The sequence below is a fragment of the Flavobacterium oreochromis genome (assembly GCF_019565455.1).
Taxonomy (GTDB): domain Bacteria; phylum Bacteroidota; class Bacteroidia; order Flavobacteriales; family Flavobacteriaceae; genus Flavobacterium; species Flavobacterium oreochromis.
Genome location: NZ_CP067377.1, coordinates 1,853,194 through 1,873,143, shown reverse-complemented (window position 1 = coordinate 1,873,143; position 19,950 = coordinate 1,853,194). Strand labels below are relative to the sequence as shown.

Genomic DNA, 19,950 nt, shown 5'->3' with positions numbered 1-19,950 from the left:
ACAAAAAATTATTAACGAAAAAAGCACCTTTTATAAAAGGTGCTTTTCTATTAAACAAAAATTTTATTACATTTTTACGATAATAAACTCGCTTCTTCTGTTAGCTTGATGTTGTTCTTCTGTACAAGAAGATTCGTTTGTAGGTTCGCAAGCACAGTTGTTTACTAACTGTGATTCTCCATAACCACGTCCTGTTAAACGATCTTTGGCTATGCCATTTTTAACTAACCAAGCCATTGTTTCTTTTGCTCTACGATCAGAAAGTTTAGCATTATATGCTGCTGTTTGACGACAATCTGTATGGGATCTAACATCTACTTTCATCGTTGGATATTGTTTCATTACTTCTAATATTTTTGCTAGCTCTACTGCTGCGTCAGAACGAATAAATGATTTATCTAAATCAAAATAAATGATTTTAATATCAAATATTTTTGCTAGATCTGAACCTTCTTTTATTACTCGTACTTTTTTAGCTGTATCTATTGGCAAGTTGGTTTTTCCTGTTTTGTTTGGAATATCAACTGATTTTTCTTTTGTTTCATATTCGTCTTTCTCTGCTCTTACGTAATATTTTTTACCAGCAGGTACTTTCTTGAAATCATAAAGGCCTTTTTCATCTGCTAAAACTTTTCCAATTTCATTAAATTTATCATCATACAAGGTTACGGTAGCTCCTGGAATTATTTCTCCTGTTTCTGAATTTGTAACTATTCCTGCTAACTCATGTTGAATCTCTAAATTTAAAGGGGATTTTTCTATGAAGCTATAAATATCATCTAGACCTTTTCCTCCTGTACGATTTGAAGAGAAGAATCCTTTTCCTTTTTCGTCTATAATAAAAGCAAAGTCATCCATAGGACCATTTATTGGGGATCCAATGTTTACTAAATTAGATGCCATTCCTTTTTCATCTAATTGTGTAGCATAAATATCTAGGCCTCCTAGTCCTTGTTGACCATCAGTTGAATAATATAATACTCCTTTTTCTGTTATAAAAGGAAATGTTTCTCTTGATTCTGTATTAATTCCACTTCCTAAATTAACAGGGGTTCCATAACTATTTTCTCCTAAAATAGCTACTTTGAACAAATCTGATTGTCCATAAGTCCCTGGCATATTGGATGCAAAATACAGAGTCTTTTCATCTGGTGATAATGCTGGATGGGCTACGCTATATTGATCGCTATTAAAAGGTAATTCAACTACATTTACCCATTCTCCTTTGGAGTTTAAGTTCGCACGATATATTTTTAAGTTTACTACTTTGTTATCGTCTTTTCCTACTTTGCCTTCATTAAAATTATTACGGGTAAAGTAAACCGTCTTTAAATCTTTGGTAAAAACGGGTGAATCTTCATGGTATTTTGAGTTGATTGCTTTTGAGAAACGTACTGCTTTGAGTAGATCATCTGCTGTTTCATTTTTATCAGCAATATATAAATTGGTAAATGAATTCCCTGTCCATTTTGCTCGGGTTTTAAAAAGACCTATAGAGTCTCGGGTTGAAGCAAATAAAACTTTATCTCCATAAAATGCTGTCCCATAATCTGAAGACTTTCCATTAACACTTACTGCTTTTATCTCAAAACGTCCTGAATTCTTTGCTATAATATTTTTATAATCTTTTTGATTGTTAAAGATATTAGCTCGTGTATCTTTTGATGTTAATTGATAAAATCTATTCATATACTCATCTGCTTTTTTATAATCTTCTAATGATTTTAGCGTTTGAGCATAACGATAATAGTATTCTGCTTCTATTGTTTCACCTAAGGCGAATAATTCAGTATACCATTTATTAGCTTCTATGAATTTAGCATTGTAATAATATGAATCACCTAAACGTTGAAATAACTCTTTTGATTTATATCCTTTTTGAGCTACTTTTAAGTAGGTATCAATTGCATCGACGTATGCTAAACCATTATAGTGATTACCTGCTTTTATGATCTTTCTCTCTTGTGCATATCCATTATGCAAAGACAATCCTAATACGGTAAATAAAATTATTTTTTTCATAATAATAGTTTTAGAAGAAACGTGGGGCTACCACTTTTTCTACACGTTTAAACAATTCATAACGTAAAAATATTTCATGAGAACCAGAATTAAAGTTCCCTAATCGGGTAACATCACGATCATAGGCATATCCTATTAACCAAGAATCGTTAATCTGAAATCCTGCCATAGCACTCCATGCTGCACTCCAACGATAGGCTGCTCCCAATGAAAATTTTTCATTAAACCAAAAATTACCTGACAAATCAACTTGTAAAGGGGCTCCATTTACGTATTTTATCATAGTGGATGGCTTAAATTGTACTTCGCTGCTTAAACGAAATACGTGTCCTGCTATTAAATGCGGGTGCATACGCTCACTTGCTACGTATTGAACATCATTGTCATAATATTTTTGTTCTAAGATAAACGGTATAGATAAACCTACATAGCTCTTATCACTATACCAAAATGCTCCAGCTCCTATATTAGGAAAAAAGCGATTATCTACATTTTGTCTTAACAAACCATCTGTTACGTTATGAATCTTGGTTTTATTAAAATCAACACTGAAAAAATTTGCTGTCCCTTTTAACCCAAAAGACAATTTAGATCTCTCTGAGGTATCAATATTATAGCTTAAGTCTACTGATATTGCATTTTCATCTGAAGGTCCTATTTTATCGTTTATAACACTTACTCCTAATCCCATTTTATTATTAAGACCTAAAGGGGTACTTAGTGCAACTGTATTTGTCTGCGGTGCGCCTTCTAAACCTACCCATTGTGAACGGTGCATTACTAATGCACTAAAACAACCTCGGGTACCTGCATAACCAGGATTTACATTAGCAGTGTTATACATATATTGGGTGTACTGTGCTTCTTGTTGAGCAAAACCAGATCCACTTATTAAAAGTAGTAAATATATAATTCTCTTTTTCATATGATACTCTTTTTTAAACATCCTCCGCCTTTACAACGGAGGAATGTTAATTCTCTATCTATTGATATATAAATAACCTGCTTTTTCTTTGGTTACCCCTTCTGCATTAACATATTTGAACATATAATAATACGTCCCTTCTGGTAATTGCTCTAACTGATTAATCGTAACTCTTCCTGTAGATATTCCTCGGAATGCACGGTCATTATTGTTATAACCAATTGCCTCATAAACTAATACTCCCCAACGGTTATAAACCTCTACAGTATTATTAGGAAACTTATCTATACCATCTATCAAGAAAATATCATTATAACCATCTCCATTGGGAGTCATATGGTTATAAATTACAATCTCATCTCCTCCAGCTGGATTCACAGTTACTATAACTGTAGCTGGATCTTTTACACCTGGATTAATTGCTAAAGCAGCCTCATACTTTATTATATACTCTCCTGCAGGAGTTCCTGGAGGAACTACAACATTTCCTGTATGTATGTCTAAATATGGTACAGGCGAATTAGCTGGAGCAGTAATTACTGGCTGAGCAGAAGTAATCACTGTTAGCGAAACAGTAGACAAAGTAGCTGATCCCGCTCCTTGATTATTGATCGTATCATTTGCTAGAACATATCCTGCAATTCCTCCTGTACTTCCATTAGCCACAGAGTATATATCATCCACAGCATCTACCTTAGCAAGTACAGTAATAGTCACGGTAGTTGTACTACAATTTGCTGGAACTGCTCCATTTTCACAAATAGTATACGTAAAAGTATATGGACCATCTGCAACCGTAGGTGCTACTGACACAGTACCTGTAGCAGCGTTATAAGTAAATCCATTTGGAAGTGAACCTACTGTTAAAGTCACCTGTCCTGGACCTGAACCTACCGAAACCTTTGGAACACCTAAAGTGTCATTTCCAAATATCACTACACCACCTGTTGTACCTGCTGTAATAGTTTCTGTATCTGGATTCGCTACAATTGGATTCAATACCACTACTGTTGCTGTAGCTGTATCACAATTTCCTGGTGGATTTGGTAACGCTCCATTTTCACAGATTTGGTAAGTAACTACATACGTTCCTGATGGCGTGTTTGCATTTACTGTGATAGTACCGTCAGCATTTAACGTCAAGCCTGCTGGAACGGTTACTGGTGTTAATGCAACTTGACCTGGGTTAGTTCCGATCACTGCTGGAGCACCATCTAACGTATCATTTAAGATAACACTTGGTGTGCTATCACCTACTGTTACTACTGCTGGAGTATCATTTACAGCATCAATTGGATTCAATACCACTACTGTTGCTGTAGCTGTATCACAATTTGCTGGAACTGCTCCATTTTCACAAATTTGGTAAGTAACTACATACGTTCCTGATGGCGTGTTTGCATTTACTGTGATAGTACCATCAGCGTTTAAAGTTAAACCTGCTGGAACGGTTACTGGTGTTAATGCAACTTGACCTGGGTTAGTTCCGATTACTGCTGGAGCACCATCTAACGTATCATTTAAGATAACACTTGGTGTGCTATCACCTACTGTTACTACTGCTGGAGTATCATTTACAGCATCAATTGGATTCAATACCACTACTGTTGCTGTAGCTGTATCACAATTTCCTGGAACTGCTCCATTTTCACAGATTTGGTAAGTAACTACATACGTTCCTGATGGCGTGTTTGCATTTACTGTGATAGTACCGTCAGCATTTAACGTCAAGCCTGCTGGAACGGTTACTGGTGTTAATACAACTTGACCTGGGTTAGTTCCGATTACTACTGGAAGGTTATTAAAAGTATCGTTTAAAATTACACTTGGAGTTGTATCTCCTCCTGTTACTACTGCTGGAGTATCATTTACAGCATCAATTGGATTCAATACCACTACTGTTGCTGTAGCTGTATCACAATTTCCTGGTGGATTTGGTAACGCTCCATTTTCACAAATTTGGTAAGTAACTACATACGTTCCTGATGGCGTGTTTGCATTTACTGTGATAGTACCATCAGCGTTTAAAGTTAAACCTGCTGGAACGGTTACTGGTGTTAATGCAACTTGACCTGGGTTAGTTCCGATTACTGCTGGAGCACCATCTAACGTATCATTTAAGATAACACTTGATGTGCTATCACCTACTGTTACTACTGCTGGGGTATCATTTACAGCATCAATTGGATTCAATACCACTACTGTTGCTGTAGCTGTATCACAATTTCCTGGTGGATTTGGTAACGCTCCATTTTCACAGATTTGGTAAGTAACTACATACGTTCCTGATGGAGTTAATGGATTAACGGTAATTCTACCATCAGCGTTTAAAGTTAAACCTGCTGGAACGGTTACTGGTGTTAATGCAACTTGACCTGGGTTAGTTCCGATTACTGCTGGAGCACCATCTAACGTATCATTTAAGATAACACTTGGTGTGCTATCTCCTACTGTTACTACAGCTGGAGTATCATTTACAGCATCAATTGGATTCAATACCACTACTGTTGCTGTAGCTGTATCACAATTTCCTGGTGGATTTGGTAACGCTCCATTTTCACAGATTTGGTAAGTAACTACATACGTTCCTGATGGAGTTAATGGATTAACGGTAATTCTACCATCAGCGTTTAAAGTTAAACCTGCTGGAACGGTTACTGGTGTTAATGCAACTTGACCTGGGTTAGTTCCGATTACTGCTGGAGCACCATCTAACGTATCATTTAAGATAACACTTGGTGTGCTATCTCCTACTGTTACTACAGCTGGAGTATCATTTACAGCATCAATTGGATTCAATACCACTACTGTTGCTGTAGCTGTATCACAATTTCCTGGTGGATTTGGTAACGCTCCATTTTCACAGATTTGGTAAGTAACTACATACGTTCCTGATGGAGTTAATGGATTAACGGTAATTCTACCATCAGCGTTTAAAGTTAAACCTGCTGGAACGGTTACTGGTGTTAAAGCAACTTGACCTGGGTTAGTTCCGATTACTGCTGGAGCACCGTCTAACGTATCATTTAAGATAACACTTGGTGTGCTATCACCTACTGTTACTACTGCTGGAGTATCATTTACAGCATCAATTGGATTCAATACCACTACTGTTGCTGTAGCTGTATCACAATTTCCTGGTGGATTTGGTAACGCTCCATTTTCACAAATTTGGTAAGTAACTACATACGTTCCTGATGGCGTGTTTGCATTTACTGTGATAGTACCATCAGCGTTTAAAGTTAAACCTGCTGGAACGGTTACTGGTGTTAATGCAACTTGACCTGGGTTAGTTCCGATTACTGCTGGAGCACCGTCTAACGTATCATTTAAGATAACACTTGGTGTGCTATCACCTACTGTTACTACTGCTGGGGTATCGTTAACCGCGTCTATTGGATTCAATACCACTACTGTTGCTGTAGCTGTATCACAATTTGCTGGAACTGCTCCATTTTCACAAATTTGGTAAGTAACTACATACGTTCCTGATGGAGTTAATGGATTAACGGTAATTCTACCATCAGCGTTTAAAGTTAAACCTGCTGGAACGGTTACTGGTGTTAAAGCAACTTGACCTGGGTTAGTTCCGATTACTGCTGGAGCACCGTCTAACGTATCATTTAAGATAACACTTGGTGTGCTATCACCTACTGTTACTACTGCTGGAGTATCATTTACAGCATCAATTGGATTCAATACCACTACTGTTGCTGTAGCTGTATCACAATTTGCTGGAACTGCTCCATTTTCACAAATTTGGTAAGTAACTACATACGTTCCTGATGGCGTGTTTGCATTTACTGTGATAGTACCATCAGCGTTTAAAGTTAAACCTGCTGGAACGGTTACTGGTGTTAATGCAACTTGACCTGGGTTAGTTCCGATTACTGCTGGAGCACCATCTAACGTATCATTTAAGATAACACTTGGTGTGCTATCTCCTACTGTTACTACAGCTGGAGTATCATTTACAGCATCAATTGGATTCAATACCACTACTGTTGCTGTAGCTGTATCACAATTTCCTGGTGGATTTGGTAACGCTCCATTTTCACAAATTTGGTAAGTAACTACATACGTTCCTGATGGCGTGTTTGCATTTACTGTGATAGTACCATCAGCGTTTAAAGTTAAACCTGCTGGAACGGTTACTGGTGTTAATGCAACTTGACCTGGGTTAGTTCCGATTACTGCTGGAAGGTTATTAAAAGTATCGTTTAAAATTACACTTGGTGTGCTATCTCCTCCTGTTACTACAGCTGGAGTATCATTTACAGCATCAATTGGATTCAATACCACTACTGTTGCTGTAGCTGTATCACAATTTCCTGGTGGATTTGGTAACGCTCCATTTTCACAGATTTGGTAAGTAACTACATACGTTCCTGATGGAGTTAATGGATTAACGGTAATTCTACCATCAGCGTTTAAAGTTAAACCTGCTGGAACGGTTACTGGTGTTAATGCAACTTGACCTGGGTTAGTTCCGATTACTGCTGGAGCACCATCTAACGTATCATTTAAGATAACACTTGGAGTTGTATCTCCTCCTGTTACTACTGCTGGAGTATCATTTACAGCATCAATTGGATTCAATACCACTACTGTTGCTGTAGCTGTATCACAATTTCCTGGTGGATTTGGTAACGCTCCATTTTCACAGATTTGGTAAGTAACTACATACGTTCCTGATGGAGTTAATGGATTAACGGTAATTCTACCATCAGCGTTTAAAGTTAAACCTGCTGGAACGGTTACTGGTGTTAATGCAACTTGACCTGGGTTAGTTCCGATTACTGCTGGAGCACCATCTAACGTATCATTTAAGATAACACTTGGTGTGCTATCACCTACTGTTACTACAGCTGGAGTATCATTTACAGCATCAATTGGATTCAATACCACTACTGTTGCTGTAGCTGTATCACAATTTCCTGGTGGATTTGGTAACGCTCCATTTTCACAAATTTGGTAAGTAACTACATACGTTCCTGATGGCGTGTTTGCATTTACTGTGATAGTACCATCAGCGTTTAAAGTTAAACCTGCTGGAACGGTTACTGGTGTTAATGCAACTTGACCTGGGTTAGTTCCGATTACTGCTGGAAGGTTATTAAAAGTATCGTTTAAAATTACACTTGGAGTTGTATCTCCTCCTGTTACTACAGCTGGAGTATCATTTACAGCATCAATTGGATTCAATACCACTACTGTTGCTGTAGCTGTATCACAATTTCCTGGTGGATTTGGTAACGCTCCATTTTCACAAATTTGGTAAGTAACTACATACGTTCCTGATGGCGTGTTTGCATTTACTGTGATAGTACCATCAGCGTTTAAAGTTAAACCTGCTGGAACGGTTACTGGTGTTAATGCAACTTGACCTGGGTTAGTTCCGATTACTGCTGGAGCACCATCTAACGTATCATTTAAGATAACACTTGATGTGCTATCACCTACTGTTACTACTGCTGGGGTATCATTTACAGCATCAATTGGATTCAATACCACTACTGTTGCTGTAGCTGTATCACAATTTCCTGGTGGATTTGGTAACGCTCCATTTTCACAGATTTGGTAAGTAACTACATACGTTCCTGATGGAGTTAATGGATTAACGGTAATTCTACCATCAGCGTTTAAAGTTAAACCTGCTGGAACGGTTACTGGTGTTAATGCAACTTGACCTGGGTTAGTTCCGATTACTGCTGGAGCACCATCTAACGTATCATTTAAGATAACACTTGATGTGCTATCACCTACTGTTACTACTGCTGGGGTATCATTTACAGCATCAATTGGATTCAATACCACTACTGTTGCTGTAGCTGTATCACAATTTCCTGGTGGATTTGGTAACGCTCCATTTTCACAGATTTGGTAAGTAACTACATACGTTCCTGATGGAGTTAATGGATTAACGGTAATTCTACCATCAGCGTTTAAAGTTAAACCTGCTGGAACGGTTACTGGTGTTAATGCAACTTGACCTGGGTTAGTTCCGATTACTGCTGGAGCACCATCTAACGTATCATTTAAGATAACACTTGGAGTTGTATCTCCTCCTGTTACTACTGCTGGAGTATCATTTACAGCATCAATTGGATTCAATACCACTACTGTTGCTGTAGCTGTATCACAATTTCCTGGTGGATTTGGTAACGCTCCATTTTCACAGATTTGGTAAGTAACTACATACGTTCCTGATGGAGTTAATGGATTAACGGTAATTCTACCATCAGCGTTTAAAGTTAAACCTGCTGGAACGGTTACTGGTGTTAATGCAACTTGACCTGGGTTAGTTCCGATTACTGCTGGAGCACCATCTAACGTATCATTTAAGATAACACTTGGTGTGCTATCACCTACTGTTACTACTGCTGGAGTATCATTTACAGCATCAATTGGATTCAATACCACTACTGTTGCTGTAGCTGTATCACAATTTGCTGGAACTGCTCCATTTTCACAAATTTGGTAAGTAACTACATACGTTCCTGATGGCGTGTTTGCATTTACTGTGATAGTACCATCAGCTTTTAAAGTTAAACCTGCTGGAACGGTTACTGGTGTTAATGCAACTTGACCTGGGTTAGTTCCGATTACTGCTGGAGCACCGTCTAACGTATCATTTAAGATAACACTTGGTGTGCTATCACCTACTGTTACTACAGCTGGAGTATCATTTACAGCATCAATTGGATTCAATACGACTACCGTTGCTGTCGCTGTCTTACAGTTAGCTGGAACTGATCCTGTTTCACAGATAGTGTATGTAATAGGATAACTACCTGATGGTGTATTGGCTGCTACTGTTACATTACCATTTGCATCTATAGATAATGGACCATTAGTAGCAGGTGTTACATCTGTATTAGATGTTGTAACTGCAACTCCATTTAAGGTATCATTCCCTAAAACACTTCCTCCGGTTCCTGGCAATGTATCATTTGTTGCCACTAATGGATTACTTACAACTACTGTAGCTATTGCTGTATCACAATTGGCTGGAACTAAATTGTTTCCTGTAACTGGATCTGCTTCACACAACTGATACGTTACGGTATACGTTCCTGAAACTGTATTTGGTGCTAATGTTATAACGCCATTAGCATCTACACTTAAAGGACCATTAGTAACTGGGGTTACATTAGTATTTGTACCTGTAACAGCTACTCCGTTTAAGGTATCATTTGTTGTTACATTTCCTGGAACTACTACTGAAGTACTACCACTTGCTAAGGTTATAGCTGAATCATTTACTGCATCAACTACATTTTTTGGGCTTGGTGTACTAGTAGATGAATTATTAGTCAGTGTAGGATCAAGTTCAGTTCCTGTTACTGTAGCCGTATTTGCATAATTACCAGTAGCTTTCACTGTAGCCACAATATTTAATGTAGCAATGGCACCATTTGCCAATCCTCCAATACTCCAAACTCCCGTACCTGAATTATATGTTCCTACAGAAGGTAAACTTCCAACAAAAGTATAACCCGATGGTAATAAATCGTTCACTGTCACTCCTGTTGCATTACTTATACCTGTATTAGTAACTGTAAGTGTAAAAGTTACATTGCTACCTACATTAGGTGTAGCATCACTAACTGTTTTTACTATTCCTAAATCAGAATTAGGGGTAAAATATCCAAAATCATGTGATAAATTTGACTCTGATATAGATAATGCTTCTACTTGTATATTTCCTCCTGTCGTTGAAACGGCAGTTCCTCCTATAACATTTCCTGTATCAGTAACCCGTATAATATAATTACCTGGTAATAAATTACTTACATTATAAATACCTCCTACTCCTGTAGTAACGATAGTCAATAAAGTATCAGTACCTGCATCTATAATACCATTTCCATTAAAATCGTCATAAATATTAATGGTTACTCCAGCTATTCCTACATCTATACCATCAAAAAGTCCATTATTATTATAATCTCTATAAACTCTATCTCCTATAACTGCATCTGCTGCAACACATCCCCCTGCATCATTTGGACTTGGAACATTATTAATTCCGTCCGTAGTTGGTATAGTTGTAGCTGAAAAAGTATGAGTACTTGGAAAATATTGTCTAAATCCATCCGCAACTATCCATAAATTATTTAAATTATCTTGAGCTACTTGCGAAACATAAGATGGATCTCCTGGTGTTGTAAAAGAAGGAGCTGTATTAATCCCCGCAGTATACACTGCTGGAAAGGTATATTCAATAACATTACCACTATATGCTCTAACCATTAAATTACCTACTACACCAAAATCTCCCATAGAATCACTGGGATCAATCTGCATTACTGGTACAGCATTAACTAGGGTTAAACCATCAGCAGACATTGTACATCTGTATATCACAGTATCATTATCAGCTGTACCTGACCCTGTAGCTAAATTTTCTATAGCTAAATACAAAAAACCTCCGTCAAAAGCGGCACCACCAGACCCGACTCCATTACCTCCTAACAAAACACCTTGTGCTCTTACATCAGAACTTACAATTGAATGCGAATTAGTTGCTATATTATAAGCATATAAAGCCGTATTCGTAGCTCCTGTAACAGTATTTGTATAATACATTACTTTAGCTGCTGTGTTAGTAGCAAAAGAATTTAATCCTAAAGCACCACCTCCAGCCACAAATGGACTAGTAGAGATTAATGTTGTTTTACCTGTCCTAATATTAACTGCATGAATTTCATTCGATACGCTCATCAAAAAACCTCCTTGTTGAAAACCACTTCCACATTGTGAATAGTTTTTTTGGACAGGTAAAAAGAATGACGCAACGAGACAAGTTAGAAAAATTAAGTTTCTAAATTTATCTATATATATTTTTGGTATTTTTTCGACCATATATTAAATTTTTATTTTAATTTTTAGAATAAGGTTTTAAAATATGTTTTTCACATATTATACTATTTAAAATATTATCTTTTTACATACAAAATAATAAACTAATTATTCCAATTAAAAAGATATAATTAAAAGCAATTTATTTTCATAAAATGCGTTTACCTTCAATACAAGGCTATAAATAACCTATAAAACCATTCAGTTAACTAAAAAATTAACATCATTAGGGCATACTATCCTAAAAATAGTAAGCTATGACTCTAAAATTATGACCCCATTTTTTAGTAAAATAATTTATCTAAAGGAAAAGATAAATTATTAAATTTTATTCATTTAAAATCAATTTTTATTTTTCATATCGCACTTATATTTTTAATTATTATAAACTAAAACTGTCGTTTTAGTTAACATACATTCTGTATCTCTATTATATCCTATATAACTTATAGGATTACTACTAACTATCTGTTTTCGAGATCAAGTTGAATATCTAATTTTAAAGTTGTATGTTCCTAAACCTAATGTGATAGCATCCGTAAAGGTAGCGGGAGCTGGTAGATTAACTAGACTATCTCTATGTGAAATACAACCAGAACTCTGCTTTATTACTCCATTTCGTTCTAAAACAAATACTCTTTGTGTAGCAGATGGACTATCAGAAACAGCTGAAATAGCATGACCTTGAACAGTAAATAACAATGTCCTAGTAACTCCTGATGGTATCGTAATTGGTAAAGAAACTCCAGAAATATCTGCTGTTGTCCCTTGGATAAAATTAGCAGAGTAAATAGTTCCTGAAACTTTATTAGGTGTTTCCCTTCTTCGAGCTTTACCTGAACCATTAGAGATTAAAACTTGTCCTACAGTTCCTGAACTTCCAGAAGTTATAGCTGTTCCGCCCAAACTAATATCTTTTACTTGCAATATTCCATTTACATGTAAATCATTATGAATCATTTCAGTTCCTATTCCAACCTTGGCATTAAAAGAAATGAATGTAAAAAGAAAAGTTGAAAAAAATATTTGTTTTTTCATACATACACACTTTAAAGAAAAATGAAGGTTTATTTTAAAAAAATCTACCTTCATTTTTTAAAGGAAATTTACTAGTGAATAATAATTTTTTTAGATACTATATTCTTAAATTTATCTTGTATTTTAACAATATATGTTTGATCCTGAATATGATCAACTCCTAATATATATTTAGATTTTTGGTTAGACTCTAAAAAATCACACTTAATATTTTTCCCTGTAAGATCAAATAGACAGATATCTTTTAAATCGTGCTCTCTTTTATTTTCAACAATAATAGCCCTTAATGCTTTATCATAATAAACAATTAAATCTTGAGTTAATGTTGCATTATCAGTACTTAAAATTTCTGAGTCTTTACTAAAAACGATTTCATATGTATCATAATCCTCTCCTTTTTTTACAGAAAATTGTACAGGATCTCCGTTTAAATCATAATATTGATTTTCTTTTTTATTATGTAGATATATCTCAGAACTTTCCATTCCTTCTTCCGATCCTTTTTGAATTTTAAAGACACAGTCTTGATCAGATACACACTTTAGAGGATATTTATTAGTTTTATCAAATGGTCTACAATCATGAATAAAAGACTCTTGGTTAATAATTAAATTTATATCTTTGGTGTATCTTGAAGGAGGTCTTGAATCCCCTCTATCAACCCCCCACCTCACATTTATTCATAAAGACTAAGGCTAATTCTTTAGTTGCTATATCGCAAAAAGAAACTTTTAACTTTACATTTGGATTAGTTACTCTCTCTTTTGTATAATCTACACCAGCAATATTAGGAATTGGAGGATAAAATTCCTGATTGGAAACTTTATTACTATTTCTTTCAAATTGTGAAGATGTAATTATCTCATTTTCTTTCACAAAAACACGATGTTCATTTTTCAAGGTTAAATTTCCATTTCCACTTCCTCTAACCATAAATCCTTGTCCTATAGGAGAAAAACGTCTTTTATAAGAATGCCCTGGTGAACTATAAATACCTGTACTATTTCCCCCTGAATTATAAGTATAAAAAACAGCTGGTGTATAATTACCCGTCAAAACGTTATAAACACCATAGCCTCCTCTATATTCACTTAAATAATGAGAATTTACAGTCTTATCATGTTCCCAAAACAGAACAGTACCGTCAGATAGTGAAACATTATCTGTGTCGCTAAGAAATGAATTTAAATCTATAGCACTAGGATAAGGATTTCCTGTTAAAGTAAGTTTTCCAGCTACAACTGGAACTTTTATATCTCCTGAATTTGGTTTTCCCCTAAAATCGTAACGCTGAGCACTTCCTGAATTATTTTGAGTTAATCCCGCCATAGGAACTGTATTATCAGTTCCCATAGTACCTTTCATTGAAAAACCTTCACCTGCATTTATATCAACAGCATCTCCTTTGAAAACCCATCCACTATAAAGAGTTGATTGCTGATACGTATGTATCCATCTCTTAGAAATGGTAAGACTTCCATTTGCAGAAATCCCATCAAAAGCCGCTGTTATAGTAGCATCTGTTTTACCTAAAGTGGTAGTTGGCAATTTTAACCGAGTGATTCCAAATTTAGAATTACCTGATGTTAAACTAGGTTCACCTACAGGAGAGCACCAGTAATTATATTGATAGTTATTAACTGTTCCTTCCTGAAAAACAGAAAGATTACCAAGACCAGTATTAGTTGAAAGACCTTTTCCACCTTGTATAAGCTGACCTTCATTTCGTAAATAGAAATTCCCATCAGAAGTAGAACTTGCTAAATTAACATTACCTTTAACGTATACATAAACCCCCTTAACGAAAAGATACTTATTAGAATCTCCTCCTACGTATAATTGCGAATAATTTTTACTAAGCAAAAAAAATAAAAAATAAAAAAGAAAAATAGTTTTTTTTCTCATAACATACATATTTAAGCACTATAACCCAAAGCATCTAACTTAAATATCATCCTATTTTTTTTCTATAAGAATGATACAACCACAAAAAAAATGCCATAAAAATCAGGACACTTTCACTACACCCAACACTCAAACCCACCGGAGGTGGTCCTTCATCAGGAGGTGGAGGGGGATCCATCAGTTCTACAAAAAGCTTCATACGATTCTTTTTAAACAAATTACATTGTAAAAGTAATTCTTTTTTTTTTTTTCTTTTCTTTTCCGCTAGAAAATTTTCTACATTATAAAAAAAGAGTGAAACACACTCTATTGAAAATCAAACACAACGAAGATTTTAACCATTCTAAAACTTCATTTTACTGACCTTAATTATTAATTTTACTTCAAACTAATTCAAATCACTATAGAAATTATCAATTATAATCAAAAACATTTAAAAAACAAAAAATAATACAATAAATCAATATTTTATACTTTTAGGTCGAAATGTTAATTCTTTTTAATTTCTATCAGTCACAAAAGAAATTCTTATGATTTTTCAAATTAAAATTTAATCCAATTATTATTCACTTAAACATATTAAACTATTATAAAATATAATCACGTTGTTAAGTCAAGATTAACAACATTACCAAAAACTGAATATAAAAAGCAAACAATTTTTATATCATTCTTTAACGATATTATACACAATTATTAGTGAGTAACAATTTTATTACCCTCTATTAGATTCAGGTTATTTACCTCTTTAATAAATAAAATCAGGTACAAAAATTTTATATAATTCAATAAAATCATTAGTCCATACACCTCTAATAAATATAACAAAAAATAGGTTGTTAATTTGCCATGATCATTTAAATTCTAATTTAACAATTACAAAATAAACTTAAAATAATTTATTCTTACCAATTGATCAAGTTTTCAGAAAATCTATAGCTCTCATATTAGGAAGATTAGCTAAAAACAACTTTTTATCAATCTAAACTCTAATATTATTTTTTAATTAATACTTAACAATATTAAAAAGGGCTCAACTTTATATAAAGTTGAGCCCTTAATAATAACCAAGATCGGCTATTAAGTTTATCTTATTATATTACAATATATTTTCAGTAAAATAATTTAATAGTTCTACATTGTTTGTTAAATCTAACTTACCTAGGATTCTTTTACGAAGTGTTGATATAGTTGATTCTTTTATATCTAAATGATATACCATTTCTTTGTTTCCCATCCCTCCTAACATACACTCTAATATATCTAATTCTCTCTCAGTCAGTGTTTCTAGTCGTTTTACCTTTTCTTCATTTACTGGTGAACTTACAAAGTTTCCTGAACTAAAAACGGTTTCGAGTGTATGTATAAAGGCAGAGGCCTCAGACTGTTTTGTTAAAATAGCATTTACTTCTTTTTTTAAAATATTAAATTCCTTAAATGATAACCCACTGGTAAAAACGACAATCTTTGCTTGTGCTGATTTTTCTCTAATTTCAGAAATTTTCTGAGTTAAATTTGCATCAGCATAATTTACATCTAATAATAGTACGTCGTATTGATTTTGTTCTATTGCTTCTAAAACTTGTTGAATGGAATTAGCATAAGAAAATGTTGCTTTTTCAAATGCGGGCCTCACCAATACTTCTATTCCGCGACACACTACTGCATGATCATCCGCAATCAAAACTTTCTTTTCTCCTTTTATATTCATTATTTTTTAAAATTCAGATTAAACTTAATTTGGCTTCCTTTATTTAATTCGCTTTCAACAGAAATTGTGCCATTACTTGCCTTAATAATATTTTTACATAAATATAATCCTAACCCTAAACTTAAAGAATCGACGGATTTATTGTTTCTACTTTGATATTCTAAATCAAATATTTTTTCTTTATCTTCTTTTGGTATTCCGATTCCATCATCTTTCACTGTAAATAAAAAAGATTCTATGTCTCCATTTTTTTCTAACCTAACTACGATTTCTATTGTTGATTTCGCAAATTTTACTGCATTCCCAACTATATTATATACCAATTGATAAAATTTAGCTTTATCATACGCTACAACCCAATTAGATGGTAGTTCATTTTTAAATACCAAATTAATGTTTTTTGAGGATGCAAAAATCTTTAATGAATTAACAATAGCAGTAGTTTCATCTGACATATTAACAGATTCTAAGTTCAAATTAACTTCTCCTTCATTATTTTTCACTAATTCTAACGCTTGATTAGAAATATGCATTAGGGTATTAGATGTATAAACAACCGTATCAAAAAATTCTTTTAATTCAGCATCTTTATTCTTATTTCCCATAAATGCTCCATATAAATTAATAATACTTACAGGGGTTTTTATCTCATGAGTCAATGTTGAAATAATACGATTCTTTAAAAATAAATCTTTTGTTATTTGATCTTTAGCTTCTGATAATTTTCTTTTAACTTTAAATGTGTCAGTTATATATTTCAATAAAACAAATAACATAAATAAAATTAGAACCATGACAGTAATAATCATATAGAACCTAACTTTCTTATTTAATTTAGCTTGTTCGTCTATTTTTACAGAATTATCATCTAATACATCATCAATCATTAGTCTTAATTTATCATTTACCTCACGATAAGCAGAAACTAAAGCTTGATTTTTCTGAATTAAATTCTTTTCTCCTTTCTTAATATTTGCTAAACTTCTACCAATCGCTCCAAATTGTCTATTATAGTGTTTTTGTGATTCCAATAAAACATTTTTAAATTGTTGTTTTATATCACCTGAAACTACTTTTTTGCCAAATTTGATGCGAAGTATGCTATTGATTTGTTCTTTTTGAATATCATTTTCTCCTTTTAAAGCACTTCCTAATCTTGAAAACAAGCCTTTTTTCTTTACACTATCTACTTTTTTATCAGTTTCAAATTCTACACTATTTAAAACATCTTCAAACTTATAATTACTTGGCTTTAAGTATTCATCTAAATTTAATTGCTGAGAAATTGTTGATCTCTCATTAATTATAGAATCTGTTTTTTGCTTTAAATTAATTAAATTTTGATTAAGTGCTACATTATTTTTAATCTTATTTTTTAGTCTTGTGCTTTGATTTTGATCTATGATTAGATTATTTAAATGTTTAGCCATTAAAACAAGGCTTTCATTATATTTTTTAAGATCGGGTAATTCTCTAAAAAGAATATATTTATTAAAATAAGATTGTGTTCCCTCAATCAAATCAGAAAGTTTTTCTGCTTTATCTTTAAACTTTCTATCAACTTTATCTTCTCTTGTAATTACTAACAATTGTTTTTCTCCTTTATATTCCAAAAACACTAAATAGAAAAAGAGTATTTGCAATAAAAGTATAATAATAAGGCTTAAGTAAGATTTATTTTGAAGCTTATTCATGTTTATTTATTAATTTTGCAGACTTATAGGCTTTTTTAACAAAAATTTACAATTTACTTTTTTTAGAAAAGCAAGTTTTTTACATTTATTTAACGCAAAAATACTTAATTTTTTCTTTTAACAATGAGTTTCAACACTGAAATACAACGCCGAAGAACTTTTGGAATCATATCGCATCCTGATGCAGGAAAAACAACTTTAACTGAAAAACTATTACTTTTTGGGGGAGCTATCCAAGAAGCAGGAGCTGTAAAAAGTAATAAAATCAAAAAAGGAGCTACTTCAGACTTCATGGAAATTGAACGTCAAAGAGGTATCTCTGTAGCTACTTCTGTTTTAGCTTTTAACTATAAAGATAAAAAGATTAACATTCTTGATACGCCTGGTCACAAAGATTTCGCGGAAGATACATTCCGAACATTAACAGCTGTTGATAGTGTTATTGTAGTAGTCGATGTCGCAAAAGGAGTTGAGGAACAAACTGTGAAATTAGTAGAAGTTTGTCGTATGCGTAATATCCCTATGATCGTTTTTATTAATAAATTAGATCGTGAGGGTAAAGATGCTTTTGATTTAATGGATGAAGTCGAAAAAAAATTGGACCTTCATGTTACACCTCTAAGTTTTCCTATTGGAATGGGATATGATTTCCAAGGAATTTATAATATTTGGGAAAAAAACATCAATTTATTCGAAGGTGATAGCAGAAAAAACATTGAAGAAACAATTGCTTTTGAAGACGTAAATAACCCTGAACTAGAAAAAATAATAGGAGAAAAAGCAGCTCTTAAGCTAAGAGAAGAATTAGAACTTATAGAGGAAGTATACCCTTCTTTTGATCGTGAGGCCTACTTAAAAGGAGATTTACAACCTGTTTTTTTTGGTTCTGCATTAAACAACTTTGGTGTACGAGAACTACTAGATTGTTTTATAGAAATTGCACCTTCTCCAAGACCCAAACACTCTGACACGAGAGAAGTTAAACCAGAGGAAAATAAATTTTCAGGATTTGTTTTTAAAATACATGCTAATATGGATCCAAAGCATCGAGATCGTTTAGCATTTATCAAAATTGTTTCAGGAACATTTGAACGGAACAAACCTTACTTACACGTTCGTCATGCTAAGAATCTAAAATTCTCAAGTCCAAATGCTTTTTTTGCTGAGAAAAAAGAAATTGTAGATATATCTTACCCTGGTGACATTGTTGGATTACACGATACTGGTAATTTTAAGATTGGTGATACTCTTACAGAAGGTGAACAAATGAATTTCAAAGGAATTCCTAGCTTCTCTCCTCTTCATTTTCGCTATATAAATAATGCAGACCCTTTAAAAGCAAAACAATTAGAAAAGGGAATTGATCAATTAATGGATGAAGGAGTCGCGCAGTTATTTACTTTAGAGATGAACAATCGTAAGGTTATTGGTACGGTTGGAGCTCTTCAATATGAAGTAATACAATACAGATTGGAACATGAATATGGAGCTAAATGTACCTATGAAAATTTCCCTGCTTTTAAAGCTTGTTGGATTCAACCTGAGGATCCTAAAAACGAAGAATTCACTGAATTTAAACGTATTAAGCAAAAATTCTTAGCAAAAGACAAATATGGTCAAATGGTATTTTTAGCAGATTCTGATTTTTCTATCCAAATGACACAACAAAAATATCCTAGTGTAAAATTACATTTTACTTCGGAATTTGAATAAATTAAAAGAATTTAATTAAAAAAACACAAATAAATTAAAGCGACCAATTGGTCGCTTTAATTTATTTATACTTTCAG

9 protein-coding genes are annotated in these 19,950 nt (G+C 33.6%); 1 reads left to right on the top strand and 8 read right to left on the bottom strand.

Annotation, left to right across the window (positions count from 1 at the left end; translation table 11 throughout):
* Nucleotides 1–66: 66 nt before the first annotated feature.
* The 8 genes from JJC03_RS08855 to JJC03_RS08820 all read right to left on the bottom strand — a co-directional run bounded on the left by JJC03_RS08855 (nt 67) and on the right by JJC03_RS08820 (nt 18,160).
* The gene (locus JJC03_RS08855) at nt 67–2,022 is read right to left on the bottom strand and encodes an OmpA family protein (RefSeq protein WP_088445493.1); all 1,956 of its coding nucleotides are present in this window, start codon (nt 2,020–2,022) and stop codon (nt 67–69) included.
* Between the two features lie 10 nt (nt 2,023–2,032).
* The gene (locus JJC03_RS08850) at nt 2,033–2,947 is read right to left on the bottom strand and encodes a PorP/SprF family type IX secretion system membrane protein (protein ID WP_088401289.1); all 915 of its coding nucleotides are present in this window, start codon (nt 2,945–2,947) and stop codon (nt 2,033–2,035) included.
* A 54-nt stretch (nt 2,948–3,001) separates the two neighbouring features.
* Nucleotides 3,002–11,815 (bottom strand): T9SS type B sorting domain-containing protein, encoded by an 8,814-nt coding sequence (locus JJC03_RS08845; protein ID WP_235873076.1) that lies wholly within the window; start codon nt 11,813–11,815, stop codon nt 3,002–3,004.
* 477 nt (nt 11,816–12,292) lie between these two features.
* The gene (locus JJC03_RS08840; RefSeq protein ID WP_088444325.1) at nt 12,293–12,850 is read right to left on the bottom strand and encodes a hypothetical protein; all 558 of its coding nucleotides are present in this window, start codon (nt 12,848–12,850) and stop codon (nt 12,293–12,295) included.
* A gap of 71 nt (nt 12,851–12,921) precedes the next feature.
* Nucleotides 12,922–13,524, bottom strand: a complete 603-nt coding sequence (locus JJC03_RS08835; RefSeq protein WP_235873075.1) for a T9SS type A sorting domain-containing protein — start codon at nt 13,522–13,524, stop codon at nt 12,922–12,924.
* A complete protein-coding gene (locus tag JJC03_RS08830; RefSeq protein ID WP_235873074.1) occupies nt 13,508–14,755 on the bottom strand; it encodes a DUF8693 domain-containing protein in 1,248 nt (415 codons plus the stop codon). Before JJC03_RS08830 ends, JJC03_RS08835 begins: the two co-directional genes overlap by 17 nt.
* A 1,099-nt stretch (nt 14,756–15,854) precedes the next feature.
* The gene (locus JJC03_RS08825) at nt 15,855–16,466 is read right to left on the bottom strand and encodes a response regulator transcription factor (RefSeq protein ID WP_088400717.1); all 612 of its coding nucleotides are present in this window, start codon (nt 16,464–16,466) and stop codon (nt 15,855–15,857) included.
* A complete protein-coding gene (locus JJC03_RS08820) occupies nt 16,466–18,160 on the bottom strand; it encodes a sensor histidine kinase (RefSeq protein ID WP_235873073.1) in 1,695 nt (564 codons plus the stop codon). Before JJC03_RS08820 ends, JJC03_RS08825 begins: the two co-directional genes overlap by 1 nt.
* A gap of 123 nt (nt 18,161–18,283) precedes the next feature.
* On the opposite strand from JJC03_RS08820, the gene JJC03_RS08815 reads away from it, so the two are divergent.
* Nucleotides 18,284–19,873 carry a peptide chain release factor 3 gene (locus JJC03_RS08815; RefSeq protein ID WP_088400721.1) on the top strand — a complete coding sequence of 530 codons (1,590 nt, stop codon included), beginning with the start codon at nt 18,284–18,286 and terminating at the stop codon, nt 19,871–19,873.
* Nucleotides 19,874–19,950: the final 77 nt, after the last annotated feature.